The 20,186-nt window shown below is 70.9% G+C and carries 17 protein-coding genes; 14 read left to right on the forward strand and 3 right to left on the reverse strand.

Annotated elements, in window-relative coordinates; genetic code table 11:
- Positions 1–11: 11 nt before the first annotated feature.
- Positions 12–1,289 carry an amino acid deaminase gene (locus ACZ4N5_RS03800; RefSeq protein WP_467755521.1) on the reverse strand — a complete coding sequence of 426 codons (1,278 nt, stop codon included), beginning with the start codon at positions 1,287–1,289 and terminating at the stop codon, positions 12–14.
- 263 nt (positions 1,290–1,552) lie between these two features.
- On the opposite strand from ACZ4N5_RS03800, the gene ACZ4N5_RS03805 reads away from it, so the two are divergent.
- The 5 genes from ACZ4N5_RS03805 to ACZ4N5_RS03825 all read left to right on the forward strand — a co-directional run bounded on the left by ACZ4N5_RS03805 (position 1,553) and on the right by ACZ4N5_RS03825 (position 6,611).
- Positions 1,553–2,812 carry a sugar kinase gene (locus ACZ4N5_RS03805; protein WP_467755870.1) on the forward strand — a complete coding sequence of 420 codons (1,260 nt, stop codon included), beginning with the start codon at positions 1,553–1,555 and terminating at the stop codon, positions 2,810–2,812.
- On the forward strand, positions 2,809–3,576 hold the full coding sequence (locus tag ACZ4N5_RS03810; RefSeq protein ID WP_467755522.1) for an IclR family transcriptional regulator: 768 nt from the start codon (positions 2,809–2,811) through the stop codon (positions 3,574–3,576). The genes ACZ4N5_RS03805 and ACZ4N5_RS03810 overlap by 4 nt, the downstream gene beginning before the upstream one ends.
- A 7-nt stretch (positions 3,577–3,583) precedes the next feature.
- Positions 3,584–3,994, forward strand: a complete 411-nt coding sequence (locus ACZ4N5_RS03815; RefSeq protein ID WP_467755523.1) for a RidA family protein — start codon at positions 3,584–3,586, stop codon at positions 3,992–3,994.
- 157 nt (positions 3,995–4,151) lie between these two features.
- A complete protein-coding gene (locus ACZ4N5_RS03820) occupies positions 4,152–5,675 on the forward strand; it encodes a GntP family permease (RefSeq protein ID WP_467755524.1) in 1,524 nt (507 codons plus the stop codon).
- Positions 5,676–5,852: 177 nt separating this feature from the next.
- Positions 5,853–6,611, forward strand: a complete 759-nt coding sequence (locus tag ACZ4N5_RS03825; RefSeq protein WP_467755525.1) for a hypothetical protein — start codon at positions 5,853–5,855, stop codon at positions 6,609–6,611.
- Between the two features lie 93 nt (positions 6,612–6,704).
- Here ACZ4N5_RS03825 and ACZ4N5_RS03830 read toward each other — a convergent pair whose 3' ends face one another.
- Both ACZ4N5_RS03830 and ACZ4N5_RS03835 read right to left on the reverse strand, forming a co-directional pair.
- Entirely contained in the window at positions 6,705–8,081 is a 1,377-nt protein-coding gene (locus ACZ4N5_RS03830; RefSeq protein ID WP_467755526.1) for a M14 family metallopeptidase, read from the reverse strand.
- 261 nt (positions 8,082–8,342) lie between these two features.
- The gene (locus ACZ4N5_RS03835; protein ID WP_467755871.1) at positions 8,343–10,028 is read right to left on the reverse strand and encodes a chitinase; all 1,686 of its coding nucleotides are present in this window, start codon (positions 10,026–10,028) and stop codon (positions 8,343–8,345) included.
- Positions 10,029–10,403: 375 nt separating this feature from the next.
- Between ACZ4N5_RS03835 and ACZ4N5_RS03840 the strand changes: the two genes are divergently transcribed.
- From ACZ4N5_RS03840 to ACZ4N5_RS03880, 9 genes are all read left to right on the forward strand, one after another.
- Positions 10,404–11,285: a hypothetical protein gene (locus tag ACZ4N5_RS03840; RefSeq protein ID WP_467755527.1), complete on the forward strand. Its 882-nt coding sequence runs from the start codon at positions 10,404–10,406 to the stop codon at positions 11,283–11,285.
- A 172-nt stretch (positions 11,286–11,457) separates the two neighbouring features.
- Positions 11,458–12,171, forward strand: coding sequence for a Flp pilus assembly protein CpaB (gene cpaB, locus ACZ4N5_RS03845; RefSeq protein ID WP_467755528.1), 714 nt, complete (start codon positions 11,458–11,460; stop codon positions 12,169–12,171).
- A gap of 441 nt (positions 12,172–12,612) precedes the next feature.
- Complete coding sequence (locus tag ACZ4N5_RS03850; protein ID WP_467755529.1) at positions 12,613–14,253, forward strand: AAA family ATPase; 1,641 nt, start codon at positions 12,613–12,615, stop codon at positions 14,251–14,253.
- A 119-nt stretch (positions 14,254–14,372) separates the two neighbouring features.
- Positions 14,373–14,753, forward strand: coding sequence for a TadE/TadG family type IV pilus assembly protein (locus ACZ4N5_RS03855; protein WP_467755872.1), 381 nt, complete (start codon positions 14,373–14,375; stop codon positions 14,751–14,753).
- An 18-nt stretch (positions 14,754–14,771) separates the two neighbouring features.
- Positions 14,772–16,112, forward strand: a complete 1,341-nt coding sequence (locus ACZ4N5_RS03860; RefSeq protein WP_467755530.1) for a CpaF family protein — start codon at positions 14,772–14,774, stop codon at positions 16,110–16,112.
- Positions 16,113–16,230: 118 nt separating this feature from the next.
- Positions 16,231–17,172 carry a type II secretion system F family protein gene (locus ACZ4N5_RS03865; protein WP_467755531.1) on the forward strand — a complete coding sequence of 314 codons (942 nt, stop codon included), beginning with the start codon at positions 16,231–16,233 and terminating at the stop codon, positions 17,170–17,172.
- Between the two features lie 13 nt (positions 17,173–17,185).
- Positions 17,186–18,076, forward strand: coding sequence for a DUF5936 domain-containing protein (locus ACZ4N5_RS03870; RefSeq protein WP_467755532.1), 891 nt, complete (start codon positions 17,186–17,188; stop codon positions 18,074–18,076).
- Entirely contained in the window at positions 18,076–19,458 is a 1,383-nt protein-coding gene (locus ACZ4N5_RS03875; protein WP_467755533.1) for a sensor histidine kinase, read from the forward strand. Before ACZ4N5_RS03870 ends, ACZ4N5_RS03875 begins: the two co-directional genes overlap by 1 nt.
- Positions 19,451–20,182 carry a response regulator gene (locus ACZ4N5_RS03880; RefSeq protein WP_467755534.1) on the forward strand — a complete coding sequence of 244 codons (732 nt, stop codon included), beginning with the start codon at positions 19,451–19,453 and terminating at the stop codon, positions 20,180–20,182. The genes ACZ4N5_RS03875 and ACZ4N5_RS03880 overlap by 8 nt, the downstream gene beginning before the upstream one ends.
- Positions 20,183–20,186: the final 4 nt, after the last annotated feature.

Consider the following 20,186-nt stretch of genomic DNA (forward strand, 5'->3'; position numbering starts at 1 on the left):
GTCTCCCGGCTCTAGAAGAACGTACGGATGTAGTCGACGACCGTGCCGTCCGCCTCGACCAGCGGGATCAGCTGCCACTTGTCGAAGGACGTGCACGGATGGGACAGACCCATGCCGAACCAGTCGCCGACCTCCAGGTCCGCCCCGGGGGCCGTACGCAGCCACGCGTGCTGGTCGGAGAGCCCGCTGACCTCGATGCCTGCCGCCGGGCGCTCCTCGCCGTCCCGGCGGACCACCTGGGCGAAGGGGAGGCCGAGGTCGTAGGCCGCGTCCCGCTTGCCGGCGTTGGTGAAGGCCTGCTCGGGGGAGGGCCGGGAGACGACCTGCGACCAGAGGCGGAACGCCGGGTGCAGGGCGCCCTCCTCCGGGACGCGGACGAAGGGGGTCAGCTTCCGGTAGTGGCCGTCGTCGTGCGAGACGTACGCGCCCGACCGCAGCAACTTCAGCACGGGGAGCGAGAGTCCGGGGATCTCCGCGAAGACATCGGCGACCGCGTCGAACCAGGCGCTGCCCCCCGCGCTGACGACGATCTCGTCGAGGCCCTTGAAGCGTCCGGCACCGTCGAACTCCGCCGCGAGCGCGGTCAGTCGCCGCAGCCAGGCGTGCACCCGCTCGGGGTTCGCGTCCGGGACCTCGCCCTCGTACCCCGCGACACCGGTCAGCCGGAGCGTCGCCGTCGCGGCCACCGCGTCCGCCACGGCCGCGCACTCCGCCTCCGTACGCACGCCGGTACGGGCGCCCGCACCGGCGGCGAGTTCGACGACGACGTCCACCGGGTGGGCGCTCCCGCGCAGCGCGGCGTCCATCAGCTCGACACCGCGCACCGAGTCGACGTAACAGACGAACCGGAAGTCCGGGTCCCCGGCCAGCTCGGCGGCGATCCAGCGCAGGGCCGCCGGGTCGACGAGTTCGTTCGCGAGGAAGATCCGGTCGATGCCGAACTCCCGGGCCACCCTCACCTGGTGGGGGACCGCGAGGGTGATGCCCCAGGCGCCGTGCTCGATCTGCCGCCAGAACAGCTGAGGCGCCATGGACGTCTTGCCGTGCGGGGCGAAGGCGAGGCCGTGCCGGGTGGCGTACGTCTCCATGAGTTCGAGGTTGTGCGTCAGGCGCTCTGCGGAGAGCGCGAGGACGGGGGTGGTGAAGCCGTCCGTGAAGAGGTTGCGGCGCTGGGCGGCCAACTCGCCGACGCTCAGGCCGTCCGCGTCCGGAGGCAGGCCCTTGAATCGGTGGTCGACGCGCTCCGCCGCGAGAGCGGCCAGCGGTGCGGCGGCGGTGTCGGCGCTCATGGAGCCTCCCTGATGGGCCAGTTGCGTTGCATCATGCGCAACGCTCATTGCGTATGTCGCTCACTGCTGTCTAACATCCCAGCCAACGCAGGGTCAACGGTGCCGTTCGCCGCCGTCGGCCGCCAGAGCGAGGAGCCCCGACCGCCGTGACCAGCAACGGACCCGCAGGTGCCGCGTCCCCCGACGCCGACGCCGACGCCGACATCGATGTCGACGCCGTCACCGGCATCGGCACGGTCGACCTGGTGGCGCTCGGCGAGTCCATGGTCACCTTTCTGCCCACCCGGGCCGGACGCCTCGCCGACGTGCCGTCGTTCGAGCGGGGCATCGGCGGCGCCGAGTCGAACGTGGCGTGCGTGCTCGCCCGTGCCGGACACTCCGCGCGCTGGGTCGGCAGGGTCGGCGCCGACGGGTTCGGCGACCACCTGGTGGAGGCGATCACCGCGTACGGCGTCGACACCTCCGCCGTACGCCAGGACCCCGACCGCCCGACCGGCGTCTACTTCCGCACCGCGGGCGACCGGGCGACCGACGCCCACGAAGTCGCCTACTACCGCGCCGGATCCGCCGCCTCGGCCATGACGGCCGGGAACGTGGACCTGGCCGCCGCCCGGTCGGGCCGTGTGCTGCACCTGTCCGGCATCACCGCCGCACTCTCCGACGACTGCCTGGCCCTGATGCGCGAACTGACCGCCGCCCGGCCCGGCCGCCCCCTCGTCTCCTTCGACGTCAACCACCGGCCGGGGCTGTGGCGCGGCCCCGAAGGACCGCGCGTCCTGCTCGACCTCGCGCGCGGCGCCGACATCGTCTTCGTCGGCGACGACGAGGCCCGCGAGGCCTGGGGTCTGAGCGGCGCGCACGCGATCCGTGCCGCGCTGCCCGAACCGGCCGTCCTGGTCGTCAAGTACGGCAAGGACGGCGCCGTCGTGTTCGACAGGAACGCCGACGACGGGACGGACGCCATCGAGGGGACCGAGAGAGCCACCGACGGGACAGAGGACACCGCCAAGGGGGACGGGGGCGACACCAAGGAGGCCGAGGGCGCCGCCAAGGGGGCCGGGGGCGTCGTCGATGGGACCGAGACTGACCTCAAGGGGGCCGGGGGCGTCGTCGACGGGACCGGGACTGACATCAAGGGGGCCGAGGGCGACACCGAAGGGGCCCGGGGCGACATCAAGGGGACCGAGGGCGTCGTCGACGGGGCCGGGGACGCCCTTGGCACCGCCACCTTCGTCCGCGCCCTGCGGGTCGACGTCGTCGCGGCCGTCGGCGCCGGTGACGCCTTCGCCGCCGGATTCCTCTCCGCCACTCTGCGCGGCCTTCCCGTCCGCGACCGGCTGCGGCACGGCCACCTGATGGCCGCCGCCGCCCTCACCGTGCCGGGCGACCTCGCCGAGCCGCCCGCCCGGGGGCACGCCGACCGGCTGGCCGCTCTCGACGACCGTGCCTGGGAGACACTTCGTCTCGGCCCCGGCTGGACCGAAGCCGACACACGGGCCGCGGAGGAGGAACGTACGCCATGAGCCAGACCGTCGACCGAGCGCTGAGCATTCTGCCGCTGCTCGCCGAGGGCCCCGCCGACCTCGGACAGGTCGCCGACCGCCTCGGCGTCCACAAGTCCACGGCGCTCCGCCTGCTGCGCACCCTGCACGAACACGGCCTGGTGTACCGCCAGTCCGACCAGCGCTACCGCCTCGGCGCCCGGCTCTTCGCCCTCGCCCAGGAGGCCGTCGAGAACCTCGACGTCCGCGAGATCGCCCACCCCCACCTCGTCCGACTCAACGAGAGCTGCGGACACACCGTCCACCTCGCCGTGTACGAGGAGAACGAGGTGCTCTACATCGACAAGGTGGAGAGCCGGTACCCGGTGCGCATGTACTCGCGGATCGGAAAGCCCGTCGCCATCACGGTCGCGGCGGTGGCCAAACTCCTCCTCGCCGACCTGCCCGAGGCCGAGCGCCGCGCCGTCGCCGACAAGCTCGACTACCCCATGTACACGGCCCGTTCGACCCCCAACGCCCCCGCCTTCCTGAAGGAGCTGGCGACGGTGCGCGAACAGGGCTGGGCCACCGACCTCGGCGGCCACGAGGAATCCATCAACTGCGTGGCCGCCCCCGTCCGCGGCGCCGACGGACGCGTCGCCGCCGCCATGTCGGTCTCCGCGCCCAACGTCGTCGTCACCGCCGAGGAACTCCTCGCCCTGCTCCCGCTGGTCCGCCGTACGGCGGACGCCATCAGCCGCGACTACTCCGGCAAAGCCCCCACGAAGGAAGACCCGAAGGAATGATCACCGCATGACCGACAAGATCGCCCTCACCCCCACGACCCACACCACCCCGCCCGCCAAGTTCTCGCACGGTGTGCGGAAGGGGAACATCCTCCAGGTCGCCGGACAGGTCGGCTTCCTGCCCGCCGAGGACGGCAAGCCCCCGACGCCCGTCGGCCCGACCCTGCGCGAGCAGACCCTGCAGACCCTCGCCAACGTCAAGGCCATCCTCGAAGAGGGCGGCTCCGGCTGGGACGACGCGATGATGATCCGCGTCTACCTCACGGACGTCGGCCACTTCGCCGAGATGAACGAGATCTACAACCAGTACTTCGAGGAGCAGGGCCTCACCGCGCCCTCCGCCGCCCGCACGACGGTCTACGTCGGCCTGCCGGCCGGACTCCTCGTCGAGATCGACGTACTCGCCGTTCTCGGCTGACGTCGCCCCTCCGGGCGTCCTCCCTCCGGGCCGACGCCCGCGCAACTCCCGCACCGCGTACGACGTCACGGTGCGGCACCCGCAGAACCCGGGGTGCCGCACCGCGATCCGCCCTGCCCGAAAGCTCCATGGACCCAAGAAAGCGAGGCCCCCCGACATGTCGTCGTATCCGCTCGCCGCGACAGCCCCGGCCCCGGAGACACCACCGCACACCGGTGGTCTCCTGCTCCTTCTCGACGGCACGGCCGGACTGCTCACGGTCGCCGCCCTCGGTATCGCTCTCCTCCTCGTCCTGATCATCAAGGTCAGGCTCCAGCCGTTCGTCGCCCTGCTCGCCGTCTCCATAGCCGTCGGCCTCGCCGCCGGACTCTCGGTCACGGAGCTGTTCGGCACGGTCCAGCGGTCCACCGCGGTGTCGGTCGTCGAGACCGGCATGGGCGGCATCCTCGGCCATGTCGCGATCATCATCGGCCTCGGCACGATGCTCGGCGCGATCCTCGAAGTCAGCGGCGGCGCCGAGGTGTTGGCCTCCCGGCTGCTCAACCTCTTCGGAGAGAAGCGGGCCCCGCTCGCCATGGGCCTGACCGGCCTGATCTTCGGCATCCCGGTCTTCTTCGACGTCGGCATCTTCGTCCTCGCGCCGCTCGTCTACGCCGCCGCCAAGCGCTCCGGCAAGTCGATCCTGCTCTACTGCCTGCCGCTGCTCGCCGGCCTGTCGATGACCCACGCCTTCCTGCCGCCGCACCCCGGCCCGGTCGCCGCCGCGGGACTGCTGCACGTCCAGCTCGGCTGGGTCATCCTCATGGGCATCGTCTGCGGCATCCCCGCCGTACTGGCCGCCTGGGTCTACGCCGCCTGGATCGGCAAGCGGATCTTCGTCCCCGTACCGCAGGACATGGTCGAGGCGGCGGCCGAGGCCAAGCGGGCCGTCGTGGCCGAACAGCGCGGTGCGGGCGCCCCCTTGCCGGGTGAAGCCGAGAGCCCGGGGGACGAGGTCGAGCCGCAGGAGAAGCCGGTGCCGCTCGGCACGGTCCTCGGCATCATCGGTACGCCCCTGGTGCTGATCCTCGCCGCCACCTTCTCCTCGATCGCCCTCGACCCCTCCACCCTTCGCTCGGTCATCGAGTTTTTCGGGAGCCCGTTCGTCGCCCTCACGATCGCCCTGCTCCTCGCCTACTACCTGCTCGGCATCCGGCGCGGCTGGTCCCGCAAGTCCCTGGAGACGGTCTCGACTTCGTCCCTCAAGCCGGTCGGCAACATCCTGCTGGTGGTCGGCGCCGGCGGCGTCTTCGGCGCAGTGCTGAAGGCGAGCGGAGTCGCCCAGGCGCTCTCGGACACCTTCAACGACGTCGGCCTCCCGGTGATCGTCCTGGCCTATCTGATCTCCCTGGCCCTGCGGGTCGCCCAGGGTTCGGCGACGGTCGCGATCGTCACAACGGCCGGCATCGTCGCGCCGCTGCTCGTCGAGGGCAACCACTCGCAGGCCTTCGTCGCCCTGGTCATCATGGCGATCTCGGCGGGCTCCATCTTCGCCTCGCACGTCAACGACGGCGGCTTCTGGATGGTGGCCAAGTACTTCGGCATCAGCGAGCGCGACACCCTCCGGACCTGGACCGTCCTGGAGTCGGTGCTGTCCGTCGCGGGATTCGCCGTGGCCGCCGTGGTCAGCGTCTTCGTGTAACCGCGGTCGGCGTCCTCGTAAGGCCGCGGCCGGTGTCTTCCCACGGCCGCGGCCGGCTCCTTCGTACCGCCCTGTGAGCCTCTTCGCGCGGTCGGATGAGTCTCTTCGTGTAACAGAGGCATAGCTAAGTAGGGGCTGGCTGTGTCCGACACAGGATCTTCGACCATACTTCCCGCTGTGGAGCAGCGCATAGGTTCGAAGAGCCAGCCCCTGGACGCCGCCGCGGTGAACCCGGCGTACATCCCCGGGCTTACGTCACCCGTGCCGGCGGAGCCGAAGGACGCGGTCGAGCAGACCGAGGAGGCCGCCGCCGAGGGGACCGTCTCCGACGAGACGGTCTCCGACGACGCGGCGTCCGACGAGGCGCCCGCCGCCGAGACCCCGAAGGAGTCCGTCTCCGAAGAGGAGCCCGTGTCCGAGGAGGAGACCGGCTCCGGGACGGAAACGGAGTCCGGGACCGACCCGGAATCCGGCCCCGCCCCCGACGTCCCCGTCTTCGAGGCCTCCGACCGGCGCGCCTCGATCACGGCCGACCACAGCGGTGTTCGTCTCCGCCTGGACGACCAGGAGGCGGAGTTCCGCTGGGACGAGATCGGCGCCGTCGAGACGGAGTCGCCGCGCTTCGGCAAGCGGTTCACCATCACGGTGCACACGCCGGAGCGCCGCTGGTATCCGATAGAGATCGAGGCGAACGCCCGAGCACGCTTCAAGGAGTGGGAGGAGCAGCTCGACGCCGTCCTGGACGCCTACTTCGAGGACGGTGACGACGCCGAGGCCACTGAGGACGCCGACGACGTCACGTCCGCCGCCCCGTCCGAGGCGACCGACACGTCCGAGGTGTCCGAGTCGGCAGAGACGGCGGACGAGGTCAAGGCCGAGGTCAAGGCCGAGGTCAAGGTCGCGGCCGAGAGCAAGAACGAGGGCGAAAAGCCGTAAGCGGTACGGGGATCCACGCGCCCGATCACGAGGGGCGCGTGGATCCCCGGTCACCGGCCGGTGCGGCCGGCGCGTCGCCGCCCAGGACAGGTCCTAGGCGCAGTACTGGGCCGCCTTGCCGATGGACCGGTACATGCAGTCGGCGTTCTCCAGGAGTTGGAGCACCGCGTCCCGGTTGCGGGACGTCTCCCGCTCGATGACCTCGTCGGGCGGATAGAAGCCGCCGCCGGAGCTGGACGTCGGGTACATCTCGAAGGTGAAGTCGAAGATCTTCTGAGTGCCCCAGAGATAGTCGTCGATCGAGCCGTCCGTGATGTACAGATCACTGGACTGCTCGGCCGTGTAGCCGTTGCTCGCGGCCATCTTCTGGCCGACGGCCTTGAAGGCGTTCGCGTCGTCCGCCGTCATCCCCGTCGCCGTGTCGGAGTAGGTGTACCCGAACGGCCACAGCACCAGCTCGCTGTAGGTGTGGAAGTCGATTCCGGCGGTGATCTGCTGCTTGCCGCCGACGACCCGGCCGCGCACGAAGTCGGCGACCACCTTCACCTCGGGCGCGGACTCGGCCGAAGCGCCGCGGTAGGTCTCGGAGGACGTGGAACCCGAAGAGCCGCCACAGCAGCCCCACTTGTAGTTCCAGTTGCGGTTCAGGTCCGTACCGACGTACGACGAGCCGGAGTTGGGCTGGCGGTTCTTGCGCCACGAGCGGTAGGAGCCGCTCGCGATGTCGTACTCGCCGCCGTCCGGGTTGAGGTCCGGGACGATCCAGATCTCGCGGTTGTTCACCATGTTGGTGACACGGGAGTCGCTGCCGTACCCGGCTCCGAGTTCGCGCAGCAGATACAGCGCCATCTCCACCGTGAGGTGCTCGCGGGCGTGCTGGTGGAAGGTGAGCAGCACCTCGGGCTCGTTCTCGTCGGTCGCGACGTTGTCGCTGACCTTGATGGCGACGATGTCCCGGCCCTGGTAGGACTTGCCGATCACCTTCTTGCTCATGATGCTCGGGTAGGCCGCGAGCCGCTGGTCGATCTCCGCGTTCATCTCGGCGTAGTTGTGGTACTTCGAGTCCGCCGTCGGGAAGTCGAAGAGGCGTACGTCGCCTGCGGAGGCGGCACGGTTGGGCGCGGAGCCCAACAGCGAGACGTCGTAGCCCTGTCGGCGCAAGGTGGTGATCTGGTCCGCGCGGCCCGAGACGACCACGGTCTCCTCGTCGGCCTCGTCCACGGTGACGCCCGACCGCTGGATCGCCGTACGGGACACGGGAGTCGAGCTCTGGTGGATCTCGTACTGCTTGACGTCGTCGGACGAGGGCGCGAGGGCCTTGGCTCCGCTCGCCGTGGCGTCGGTGGCGGTGGCGGTGGCGGTGAGGGGAGCCGCGAGGGCGAGGGCCGCGAGGACGGCGAGGGCGGCGGTACGCCGACCGCCTCTGCCCGTGCCGTCGGCCCTGCCGCTGCCGCGGATGCGAAGTCGCATGAAGTCTCCTAGTTTCTCCAGGAATTCCGGGATCTCCGGAATGTGGGGAGTGGAGCTGGGGGGGTGGCTCATGGCGACGTGCCTGGTGCGGGTGTGGCGCTCATGGTGAGGGGGATGGCATGAGCAGGTCAAGAGACGACAAAGAGCCGATGGCGGGAATCGGCCGCGGAAACGGTTCCGGCCCCGCCCGTCGCGGCTGCGACGGGCGGGGCCAGGGGGAGGGGAAGGGCTGCCGGAGAAGGGTGAGGGGAGCGGGCGGAACTACAGCGCGTGCACGTGCGGGCCCACGGCGTTCGACCAGGCGTTGCCCGCCGAGGCGTCCCAGTTGGTCGACCAGGTCATCGCGCCGCGCAGGCCCGGGTAGGTCCTGGAGGGCTTGAAGGAACCGCAGTTGGTGGCCTTGGTCAGGCAGTCGAGGGCGTTGTTCACGATCGTCGGGGAGACGTAACCGCTGCCCGCCCCGCTGGTGGAGGCAGGGAGGCCGAGGCCGACCTGGGCCGGGGCGAGACCGCCCTCCAGCTGGATGCAGGCGAGCGCCGTCAGGAAGTCGACCGAGCCCTGCGAGTAGACCTTGCCGTCGCAGCCGAGCATCGAACCGCTGTTGTAGTACTGCATGTTGACGACGGTCAGGATGTCCTTGATGTTCAGGGCGGTCTGGAAGTACGAGTTCGACGTGGACTGCATGTCGATCGTCTGCGGGGCCATGGTGATGACCAGGGACGAGCCCGCCTTCGCGGACAGGGACCGCAGCGCCTGCGACATGTAGGTCGCGTTGAGACCGTTCTCCAGGTCGATGTCGACGCCGTCGAAGCCGTACGTCTGCATCAGGGAGTAGACGGAGTTGGCGAAGTTCGTGGCCGATGCCGAGTCGCTCACCGAGATGGTGCCGTTCTGGCCGCCGATCGAGATGATGACCTTCTTGCCCGCGGCCTGCTTGGCCTTGATGTCGGCCTTGAACTGGTCGACGGTGTAGCCGCCGAGCCCGGCCGAGTCGAGGGTGAAGCTCACCGCGCCCGGCGTGCTGGTGGCGTCGGCGAAGGCGACGGCGATGATGTCGTACTGCGACTGCACGGCGGAGATCTTCTGGACGGTCGCGCCGTTGTTGAAGTTCTGCCAGTAGCCCGTCACGGCGTGCGCGGGCACGGAACCGCCGCCGCCCCCACCGCCGGACGCGGTCGTCGTCCCCGTGACGGCCGACGACTTCGCCGACTCACCGGCCGAGTTGGTCGCGCTGACCTGGAACGAGTACGCCGTGGAGGCGGTGAGCCCCGAGACGGTCGCGGAGGTCCCGGTCACCGCCTGGACCTTGGAGCCGCCCTGGTACACGTTGTAGCCGGTCGCGCCCGACACCGTGTTCCAGGCCAGCGAGACGGACGAGGAGGTCGTACCGGACACCGCGAGGCCCGCGGGGGTCGCCGGGACCGTCGGGGCCGGGTCGCCGCCACCGCCGCCGTCGGGGCCGAACACCGAGACGTCGTCGGCGAAGTAGGCGGGCTGTCCGTACCAGCCGTGCGTCCAGACCGTCACCGATGTCGTCGAGGCGCCGGTGGTGAAGGTGGTCGAGAGCTGCGTCCAGGTGGTGTTGGGCGTCCAGGTCGAGACGTCCGTCGTCCCCGTGCCGCTTGCGCCGATGTAGGTGTAGGCCCCCTGAACCCAGGCGCTCAGTGTGTACGTCGAGTTGGGCTTCACGGCGACCGACTGGGAACACTGGGCGAAGTCCTGCCCCGCGGGCGTGGCCTTCAGTGCGGACGAGCCGCTGTGCACCGGCGAGGAGACGGTCGCACCACTGCCCGCCGAACAGTTCCAGTTGCTCAGGCCGGACTCGAAGCCGCCGTTCTTGGCGTTGTTGACGTCGGCGGCCTGGGCCTGGCCTGCCAGACCGGTGAGGGAGAGAACGGACGCGGTGACGACGGCGGCGAGGGCTCCCGCCCATCTCCGCCCGGGCATACGGATGACGCGGTCCACTGGGTCCTCCAGGGAGAGGTGGGGGAGGGGGAACGGAACGGTGGCCACCGCCGGTGGATACAAGTTGGTCCAGACCAATCGGGTTGTCAAGACCTGTGGAGCTTTCAACGTCCCTGCGGAGGCGTCCAGTTGTCTCAACCCGGCTTACTCTCCGTTGATCACGCCCGCACCTTCGGTGAGATGATCTCGGAGATTCGGTGTTGAGCGGGCCATGCCGTGGATATGGTGCTGATGCAAGAGGACGTCACAGTGGCGATCTGCGGCCGTATCTGGTCGTCCGTGATGCTCCATGGCGATAAAGGGGCGATCTGAGGCGGTGGTTGACCACCCCGCCGCAGCGAACGGGGTGTGTGCAGCGTGCCGACCGCGATAGCCGTCACCAGTCCCGATCTGGTGCTCCCACCGCACGACCGGCAGACCCCGCCGGCGGCCGTCCAGCCGCTCGGCACCCTGGAGGACTCCCTCACCGGGATGCACGGGCTCATCGAACAGCACGGGTATGTCATCTCCCTCTACCCGTCCTCCGCCGAGAGCGCCGTCACCCAGCGGCTGCACACCGTCCGCTCCGTCCTGGAGAGCGACCGGATCGCGCTGCTCGGCATCGACCTGCCACCGCTCGGAATCGCGCTGCTGGCCCAGCAGTTGCGCCAGCTGTCCGTCTGCGACTTCAGCCCCGGCGTGCTCGCCTCCGCCGCCCGGCTGCTCGCCCACTACATCTACGCCGGCGCCCTGCTCGGCTCGGTCGCCAAGCTCGACCGGGTCCCGGTCTCCCTGAAGTCGCACGCCAAGTCGTGGGTGCCGGGCGCCCAGTTCGCCGTACTCGCCAATCCGCGGCCCGAGCTGATCAGAGTCGGCCAGGACGAGCTGCCCGGACCGGAGTTCGGCACCCGGCTGCTCTCGGCCGCGGGCCAGCCGCCCTCCGACTGGGTGACCTCGACCCTCGCGCAGGCCTGGCAGGTCCAGGGCGTGGCGACCGTCCCGCTACCCGAGGAATCGGTCCGCTGGTGGGGGACGTCACGGCTCGTCGAATTCGCCGCCGGACTGTACGACGTCTCCGTCCTCTATCAGCTCGTCTCGTCCGTGCGGCGGGACGAGTGCCGCTGGTGCGGCCTCGAACTCATCGGTGACCGCTGCGGGTTCTGCGCCGCACCGCTGCCGCCGCCGTCCGCTCAGGAGCTTCCGGCCACCGTCGTCCGGGCAGCCTCTTCGGTACGCGCTCTGCCCCGAGGCGCCACATAGGCACCCTCGGGCACATCTGAACAGCACCAGGCACGACCCGCTCGACCCCGCCGTCCCCGTAGATCGAGGTTGTCCGGAACATGCTGCATCACCCCGGAGGTCACCCCCCGGATCCCCGGCAGGAACGACAGCTCGGTCCACTCCCCGGTACCGCCCCACGAGGTGAGATTCAGTGAACTCGCGCCAGCGCCGCGGCGTCATCCTGCTGGTCCTCTCGGTCCTGTGCGCCCTCGGCGCCTTCGCCGGAGTCCTCTCGGTGATCCGCGACGTGAACTCCAAGGTCGGCCCGGAGGTCACGGCGTACCGCCTGAAGAGCGACATCCCGCCCTACAAGGAGCTGTCGGCCGACCAGTTCGAGAAGATCTCGATGCCCGAGCGGTGGCTGTCGTCCACCGCCGTCACCGACCTCTCCCGCATCCGCGGCAAGATCGCCGTCACCAAACTGGAGAAGGGCTCGCTGCTGCAGGCCGACATGATCGTGGAGAAGCCCCAACTGGCCGCCGGGCAACAGGAGATCGCCATCATGATCGACGCGTCGACCGGTGTCGCGGGCAAGATCGACCCCGGCTCGCGGGTCAACATCTACGCCACCTTCAAGGCCCCGAACGACAAGGGCAAGGACCAGTCCAAGGTGATCGTCGAGAACGCCCGCGTCATCGACGTCGGCAAACTCACCGCCCTCGACCCCGCCCAGTCCAGCTCCGACCGGCGCAACAGCGCCACCCAGGCCGTCCCCATCACCTTCGCGCTCGACACCGCCGACGCCCAACGCGTCGCGTACGCCGAGTCGTTCGCCGAACACGTGCGGCTCGCCCTGGTCGCCGGCGGCTCCGACACGATCGTGGCGCCCGGCGACCGTACGTACACCCTCGACGAGGACAAGTAGGAGGCCGCGCATGAGGTCCATGCCCACGGGGCGGTGCGGAGGGTCGCGTACGAGGCCGACGCGCACGGGTCCGGACCGACGGCCGGCGGCGTCGCCGCACCGGACGCGCGACGGACGGTACCGACGACCGGCCGCGCCACGGCGTCCCTGGGTGCCGGACCGAGGCCCCGATGCGGGGCTGGCCGACGGGGTGCCGGACCGGGAGCGCGGCGTCCGGCGGCAGGTTCGTGGGGTGCCGGCCCAGGGGTCCGGCGTGCGCGGAACCCGGGGGACGTTCGGCCGGGGCCCGGGTGTGCGGCAGGTCGGGGGGTTGCCGGACCGCGGGCCCGGGGCACGGCGGCAGGTTCGTTGGGTGCTGGGCCGGGGGGCCTGTGTGGGGCAGGCCGACGGGTCGCGGGGCCGATGGTCGGGCGTGCGGTACGCGAGTGAGGGGCTGCGCCCATGACCATCCGTATCCTTCCCGCCGTCGGCGACATCGACTCGGCCCGCGCGCTCACCACCCTGCTGAGCCAGCTCGCCGACACCGAACCCGCCCCGCCCGTACCCGACTCGACGGCCCTCCTCGACACCCTCGCGCGCCTCGCCGCCGAGTCCCTCGACGAGCTCCCCGAAGTGGTCCTGGTCCATGAACGCATAGGCCCTGTACCGGCGTTGGACCTCATCCGTGACCTGGTGATGCGCTTCCCCGCGGTCGGCGTCGTCCTCATCACCGCCGACACCAGCAACAGCGTCCTCACCGCCGCCATGGACTCCGGCGCCCGCGGCATCATCGGCCTGCCCCTCGGCTACGACGCCCTCGCCGAGCGCGTCCAGGCGGCCGCCGCCTGGTCCGCCGGCATGCGCCGCCACCTGCACAGCGGCGCGCCCGAAATGTACGTGGGCCCCGGCGGCACCGTCGTCACGGTGACCGGCGCGAAGGGCGGCGTCGGCGCGACGGTCACGGCGGTCCAACTCGCCCTCGCCGCACGGGCGTCCGGCCGCGACGTGGCGCTGCTCGACCTGGACCTCCAGTCCGGTGACGTGGCCTCGTACCTCGATGTGCAGTTCCGCCGGTCGGTGGCCGACCTGGCGGCCATCACCGACATCAACCCGCGCGTCCTCCAGGACGCCGTCTACACCCACGACACCGGCATCGCCCTGCTCCTGGCCCCCGCCGAGGGCGAACGGGGCGAGGAGGTCACCGACCGCGTGGCCCGCCAGGTGATCGGCGCGCTGCGCTCCCGTCACGACCTGGTGGTCGTCGACTGCGGCTCCCAGATGAACTCGGCCACCGCGGCGGCCGTCGAGATGGCCGACCAGGCCCTGCTCCTCGTCACCCCCGACGTCATCGCCGTCCGCGCCGCCAAACGCATGGTCCGTATGTGGGACCGCCTCCAGATCCGCAAGGCCGAGGAGACCACGACGGTCGTGAACCGCTTCGCCCGCGGCACGGAGATCCAGCCGTCCCTCGTCGAACGCGTCACCGGCACCAAGGTCGCCCGCTCCGCGGTCCCCGCCGCCTTCAAGGAACTCCAGTCGGTCGTCGACGCGGGGCGGCTGCAGGACCTGGACACCCGCTCGACCGTCAAGCAGGCGCTGTGGGAACTCGCCGCCGAGCTGGGTCTCGTGGTCCCCCAGGAAAGCGGGGGCGGCGGCAGGCGTCGCAAGGCGTCCGCGTCGGACCGGGGCGCGCTCTCGCTCCGCCGCCGGGGCGGCGACCGGGGAGCGGTCACCCTCGAATTCGCCGGGATGTTCCCGCTGCTGCTCGTCGTCATGACGATCCTGTGGCAGTGCGTGCTGTACGGCTACTCGTACTCGCTGGCCGGGAACGCGGCGGACGAGGCGGCACGGGCCGCCACCGCCGCGTACGCGGTGCACGGCGACGTCCCGGGCGCCTGCGCGGCGGCCGGGAGCAAGCATCTGCCGGGCTCCTGGAAGGACGCGGGCATCGACTGCGGCGCGGCGGGCCCGGTCATGAAGGCCACCGTCGACGTCGACGTCCCGCTGTTCTTCCCGGGCTTTGACGCGGGCTTCCACGTACGGGGCACCGCGGGCGCGGCACTGGAGGGAGACGACGTGGGTTTCCTTGGAGGTATCAGATGAAGCCGTACCTCCGGCATGGCTTACGCGCCCCGCACGGGCTTTGCCGCGTGCACCGGCCGGGCGCCACGGACGGTCTTCGTGTCGCCACTGGTCTCCGGGCCGTGACCGGGCCCCGTGCCATGACCGGGTTCCGCCCCTTGGGCAGGTTCCGTGCCGGGCGGCGGCTCCGGGGTGACCGGGGTGTCTCCATCCTGGAGTTCGTCGGGTTCCTGCCCATCCTGCTGATGATCGGGATGGCGGTCATCCAGCTCGGTCTCATCGGGTACGGCGTCAACCAGGCCGGTTCCGGGGCACGGGCCGCCGCGCGGGTCGCCTCGCAGGGCGGCGACGGGAGGGCGGCGGGTCAGGCCGCCGTGAGCGGATGGCTGGACGCGAGGGTCGAACCCGTACCGGGCCCCGACCTCACCACCGCCACCGTCACGGTCAGAGTCCCCGGCGTCATCCCCCTCTTCGGCCCCTACACCGTCACCCGCCACGCCACCATGCCCACCGACGACTGACCGGGAGGAGCCGACACCATGAGCCTGCGTTCCCGTATCGCCGCCCCCGACGAGGGCGGACCCGCCCGTGAGGACGGACACCTCGTCGCCGTCTACCGGGCCAAACTCCTCGAAGAGATCGACCTCGCCGAGATGTCCGGCCTGGCCGCGGCCGAACGCCGGGTCCGTCTCGAACGCGTCCTCGGCCACATCATCAGCCGCGAGGGCCCGGTCCTCTCCACCGCCGAACGCTCCCAGCTGATCCGCCGGGTGGTCGACGAGGCCCTCGGGCTCGGCGTCCTCGAACCGCTTCTCGCGGACGCGTCGATCACCGAGATCATGGTCAACGGCCCGGACTCGATCTTCGTCGAGCGAGCCGGCCGCGTCGAGCAGCTCCCGCTGCGCTTCGCGTCCAACGAGCAGCTCATGCAGACCATCGAACGCATCGTCTCGACGGTCAACCGCCGCGTCGACGAGTCCAACCCGATGGTCGACGCCCGCCTGCCGACCGGCGAGCGCGTCAACGTCATCATCCCGCCGCTCGCCCTGACCGGCCCCACCCTCACCATCCGCCGCTTCCCCCGCGCGTACACGCTCTCGGAGCTGATCGGCCTCGGCTCCCTCGACGAGCAGACGCTCATGCTGCTCGCCGCCTTCGTACGGGCCCGCTTCAACGTCATCGTCAGCGGCGGCACCGGCAGCGGCAAGACCACCCTGCTGAACGCGCTCTCCGGCCTGATCCCGTCCCACGAGCGCATCATCACCATCGAGGACTCCGCCGAACTCCAGCTCCAGCAGGAGCACGTCATCCGCCTCGAATCGCGCCCCCCGAATGTGGAGGGCAAGGGCCAGATCACCATCCGTGACCTGGTCCGGAACTCGTTGCGCATGCGCCCCGACCGCATCATCGTCGGCGAGGTCCGCGGCGGCGAGACCCTCGACATGCTCCAGGCCATGTCGACCGGCCACGACGGCTCGCTCGCCACCGTCCACGCGAACTCCGCCGAGGACGCTCTCATGCGTCTCCAGACCCTCGGTTCGATGTCCGAGGTCCAGATCCCCTTCGAGGCGCTCAAGGACCAGATCAACTCCGCCGTCGAGGTCGTCGTCCAGCTGTCCCGGCACGCCGACGGCTCCCGCAAGGTCACGGAGGTCGCGCTGCTCGTCTCGCACGGCCGCGAACAGTTCCGCGTCACCCCCGTCACCCGCTTCGTGCCTCGTCCGGTCGGCCCCGACCGCGTCGTCCGGGGCCACTTCGAGCACCTCCCGCTCCCGCGCTCGGTCGCGGAGAAGCTGTACGTCGCCAACGAGCCGCTGCCACCCGCCTTCGGCGTCGCCGAGGCCATCGACGTACTCAACACGAGGCGGGCCATCGGATGACGTCCCCCATCTCCGGGTTTCCCGCCTCCGAGTCCCCCGCCTTCGGGTCTCCAGCCTCCGAATCTCCCGCCTCCGGGTCCCCCACCCCCGAGTCCCCCACCCTCGAAGGGAGGCAGCCATGAACGACCCCGCCCTCCTCGCCCTCGGCGGAACGCTCCTCGGCGGCACACTCGCCGTCGCGGGTGTGCACTCCTACGCCTCGGGCCGCGCCCAGCGACGGGAACTCGTCGACCGTCTCTCCGGCGGCGGCCTGCCGCACACCGCGGGCCGCCGGGTCCGCCGCTTCGCGGGCATCGACCGCCGGCTGCGCCGCACCCGCCTCGGCCGTACGATCCACCTGCGCCTGACGGCCACCGGACTCGACGTCACGGCGGGGGAGTTCTTCACCTACGTCGCCGCCGTGGTCGTCGCCCTGTGGCTGATCGCCGCTGCGACGCTCGCCCCGTTCTTCGGCCCGATCGCCGCCGTCCTCGGCGTGTGGAGCGCGGCCATCTTCCTCAACTGGCAGCGCCAGAAACGCATCGAGGCGTTCATCAACCAACTCCCCGACGTGGCACGCCTGCTGGCCAACGCGACGGCGGCGGGCCTGGCCCTGCGGACGGCGCTCGCCATGGCGGCGGAGGAGCTGGAGGCGCCGGCGGGCGAGGAACTCGCGCATGTGGCGGACCAGTTGATGCTCGGCCGCTCCATCGACGACGCCCTCGGCGAGCTCTCCGAGCGCCTGCCCTCCCGCGAGCTGATCGTTCTCGTCACCACACTCGTCCTCGCCAACAAGGCGGGCGGCTCCGTCGTCAGTTCCCTGCGCAACCTCACCCAGACCCTGGAGGACCGCAAGGAGACCCGCCGCGAGGTCCGCACGATGCTCTCCGAGGTCAACGCGACCGCCTTCACGGTGCCCTTCCTCGGCATCGGCTCGCTGGTCCTGATCAACTCCTCGAACGAGGGAGCCCTCGCCCGCGTCACCGGCTCCCCGCTCGGCCAGGGCCTGGTCCTGCTGGCCCTCGGCCTCTACACCGTGGGCTTCTTCGTCATCCGCCGGCTCGGCAAGATCGAAGTGTGAGGGAGGGGTCACGTTGCTTCCGCTGCTGCTCGCCGTCCTGATGGGCGCGGCCGTCGCGGGCGTCCTCCTGGGCGTCCGGATGATCCGCGCCGACGTCAAACTCCCCAGCGACCTCCAGCTCGCCCTGGAGGTCGGCGGCACCCGTGTCTCCGCGGCGGACTCGGCCGTCGACCGCCTCGGCATGCGCTTCGCGCCGACCGTGCTGCGCCTGATGGGCCCCCGGCGCGTGGACGCCAAACGCCGCCGCATCGACATGGCGGGCAACCCGGGTGGCATGACCCTGAACCGCTACGCGGCCCGCCGCGCGGTCTACGGCATCTTCGGCGTCGTCCTCGGCCTGGTCTTCCTCTCCAACGGCCAGCTCCTCTTCGCCGCGCTCACGCTGGTCTTCGGCCTGATCGCCGCGGACGCCCTCATCTGGCAGGCCGTCCGCGAACGCAAGGAGGTCATCGACCGCACCCTGCCGGACTTCCTCGACGTCCTCGCGGTCGTCGTCTCCGCGGGCCTCGGGTTCCGCCAGGCCCTGGACCGCGTCGCGGAGAAGTACGAGGGGCCCTGGGCGGACGAACTGCGCATCACCCTGCGCCAGATGGACATGGGTGTCAGCCGCCGCCAGGCCTTCGACGAACTCCGCCGGCGCAACTCCTCCGAGCAGGTCGCCCAGTTCGTCTCGGCCCTCCAGCAGGGCGAGGAACTCGGCTCCCCGATCGCCGAGACCCTCATCCAGCTCGCCACGGACATGCGCCGCACCGACGCCCAGAACGCCCGCCGCCGTGCCGCCAAGACCATCCCCAAGGCCACGATGGTCACCCTCGTCTTCATGCTCCCGGCCACGATGATCCTCATCGCGACGGGAATGTTCCTGGGCTCGGGGACGAACTTCGGCTCGATCCTGGGGCGCTGATGAACGCCTTCCTGAGCATTCGAGGTCACGCGGGCCGCGAGAGCCGACCCTGGTCCTGGTCCGCCCTGTTCGCGCGAAGCCGCGAACGGGGCACCGGCTACCTCGCGGACGACGCCCCCGCCCCCGGCGGCATCCGCCTCCAGCTCAACGCCCTCCAGGCCCTGTGCCGTCAGGCCTTCGCCGTCCGCCTCGCGGCCATCGCGATCGGCGCCCCCTTCGCGATGTCGAACGCCACGGACGGCCTTCCCCGTTACGCGGTCCTCGCCGCGGCCGTCCTCGGCGTCATGGGCTCCTACGCCATGCTCCGGGACTGGGACCGCTTCGGCCCCCGCCTCCTGGCCCATCCGACCCTGATGGCCCTGGACCTCACCTTCGGCGCGGTCCTGCTCCTGACCGCGTCACCGGCCTCCCCCCTCGCCTACGCCACGGTCTGCACCCCGCTGCTCTCGGGCCTGCTGTACGGCTGGCGCGGCGCGGGCGTCTTCACCGGATTCCAGCTCGTCGTCCTGCTCACGGTGTTCAGGGCCTGGGAGCACCGGCCGGGCGCGGGCGCCAACACCCTCCTCATCGCGGGGTTCTGCGTCGGCGCCGGCATCATCGGCGTCACCCTGCGAAATCTGATGTTCCGCTTCGGCACGGCGAGCCAGGCCCTGTCCGAGGCGACCAGCAGGCTCGCCGTCGCGGAGGCGGTGGAGTCCGAACGGGCCCGCCTGGCACGCGAGATGCACGACTCGGTGGCCAAGACGCTGTACGGTCTCGCCCTCGCGGCGGAGGCCCTGGCCGCCTCGGCGGACGGCGCGAACCCGCGGGCGCTCAAACGCCAGGCGACGGTCGTGGCCGACGCGGCGCGCCTCGCCGCCGCGGAGTCCCGCACCCTCCTGTCGGACCTGCGGCGCCACACCGACCTGACCGACCCGGACAGCGACCTCCTCCCCGAACTCCGCTCCCTGGCAGCCGACTTCGAGGCACGCACCCGGCTCGCCGCCGTCGTACGGCACCGGGGCGCGGACCCGGTCCTTCCCAGCGCCGCCGCCCACCATGTCCTCGCGGTCGTGTCCGAAGCCCTGGAGAACGCCCACCGCCATGCGGGCGCGAGCGCGGTGACGGTCGAACTCGACGTATCGGCACACGTGTTCTCGCTGTGCGTACGGGACGACGGGGCGGGACTGCCGACGCCCGCGACCCCCGCGGCACTCGCCGGTTGGACGAGATCCGGCCATTTCGGTCTGCTCGGCATGACCGAACGGGCCGCCTGCGTCGGCGGCCTCATCGCCCTGGACCGATCCCCGCAAGGGGGCACCGAGGTCCGGCTGACCCTCCCGCTCTCGGCGGCCGCCCTTCCCTCTCCCCCCACTCCCCAAGAGGAGGCCGCACATGCCTGACCAGGCACTTTCCGGCCCGCCCCTGCGTGTCCTCGTCGCCGACGACAACCCGGTCGTACGGGCCGGCCTGACCGCGCTGCTGGACGCGCACCCCGACATCGCCGTCGTCGCGGCGGCCCGGGACGGCGCGGAGGCGCTCGCCTGCGCCGCCCACCTCATCCCGGACGTGGTCCTGCTCGACGTGCGCATGCCCGGCACGGACGGCCTCACCGCGCTGCCCGAACTGTGCCGGATCGCCCCGGTGATGATGCTGACATACAGCCGCGAACCCGAGGTCGTGGCGGAAGCCCTGCGCAGAGGAGCGTCCGGCTATCTCGTCCATGGCGAGTTCACGGCAGCGGAACTGATCGCCGCTGTTCGGGACGTTCGCCACCGACCCCCGACTGTCCCGGATTCAATCGGACTTTCGCACCAACCGCCCTCTTTCCCTTCGCAGCTGCAATCAGCTGTGGCACAGTCTTCGGAGGCTCGGCACGTACCAACGGCGGGACTTCACCGTCATGCCGTCCATCAGCCCGACTTCGGCCTGAGTTCAAGGGAGGTGGAGGTGATGGACCTCATCGCGGCCGGCATGAACAACCGTCAGATCGCCGCCACCTGCTTCATCGCCGAGAAGACGGTCAAGAATCACATCAATCGCATCTTCGCGAAGCTGCACAGTTCTTCGCGCAGCGAAGCGATCGCCCACTGGCTGGGCACCGCCCACGAGGGGTGGAGCCGATGACTCC

The sequence above is a fragment of the Streptomyces sp. NPDC026500 genome (assembly GCF_055567635.1).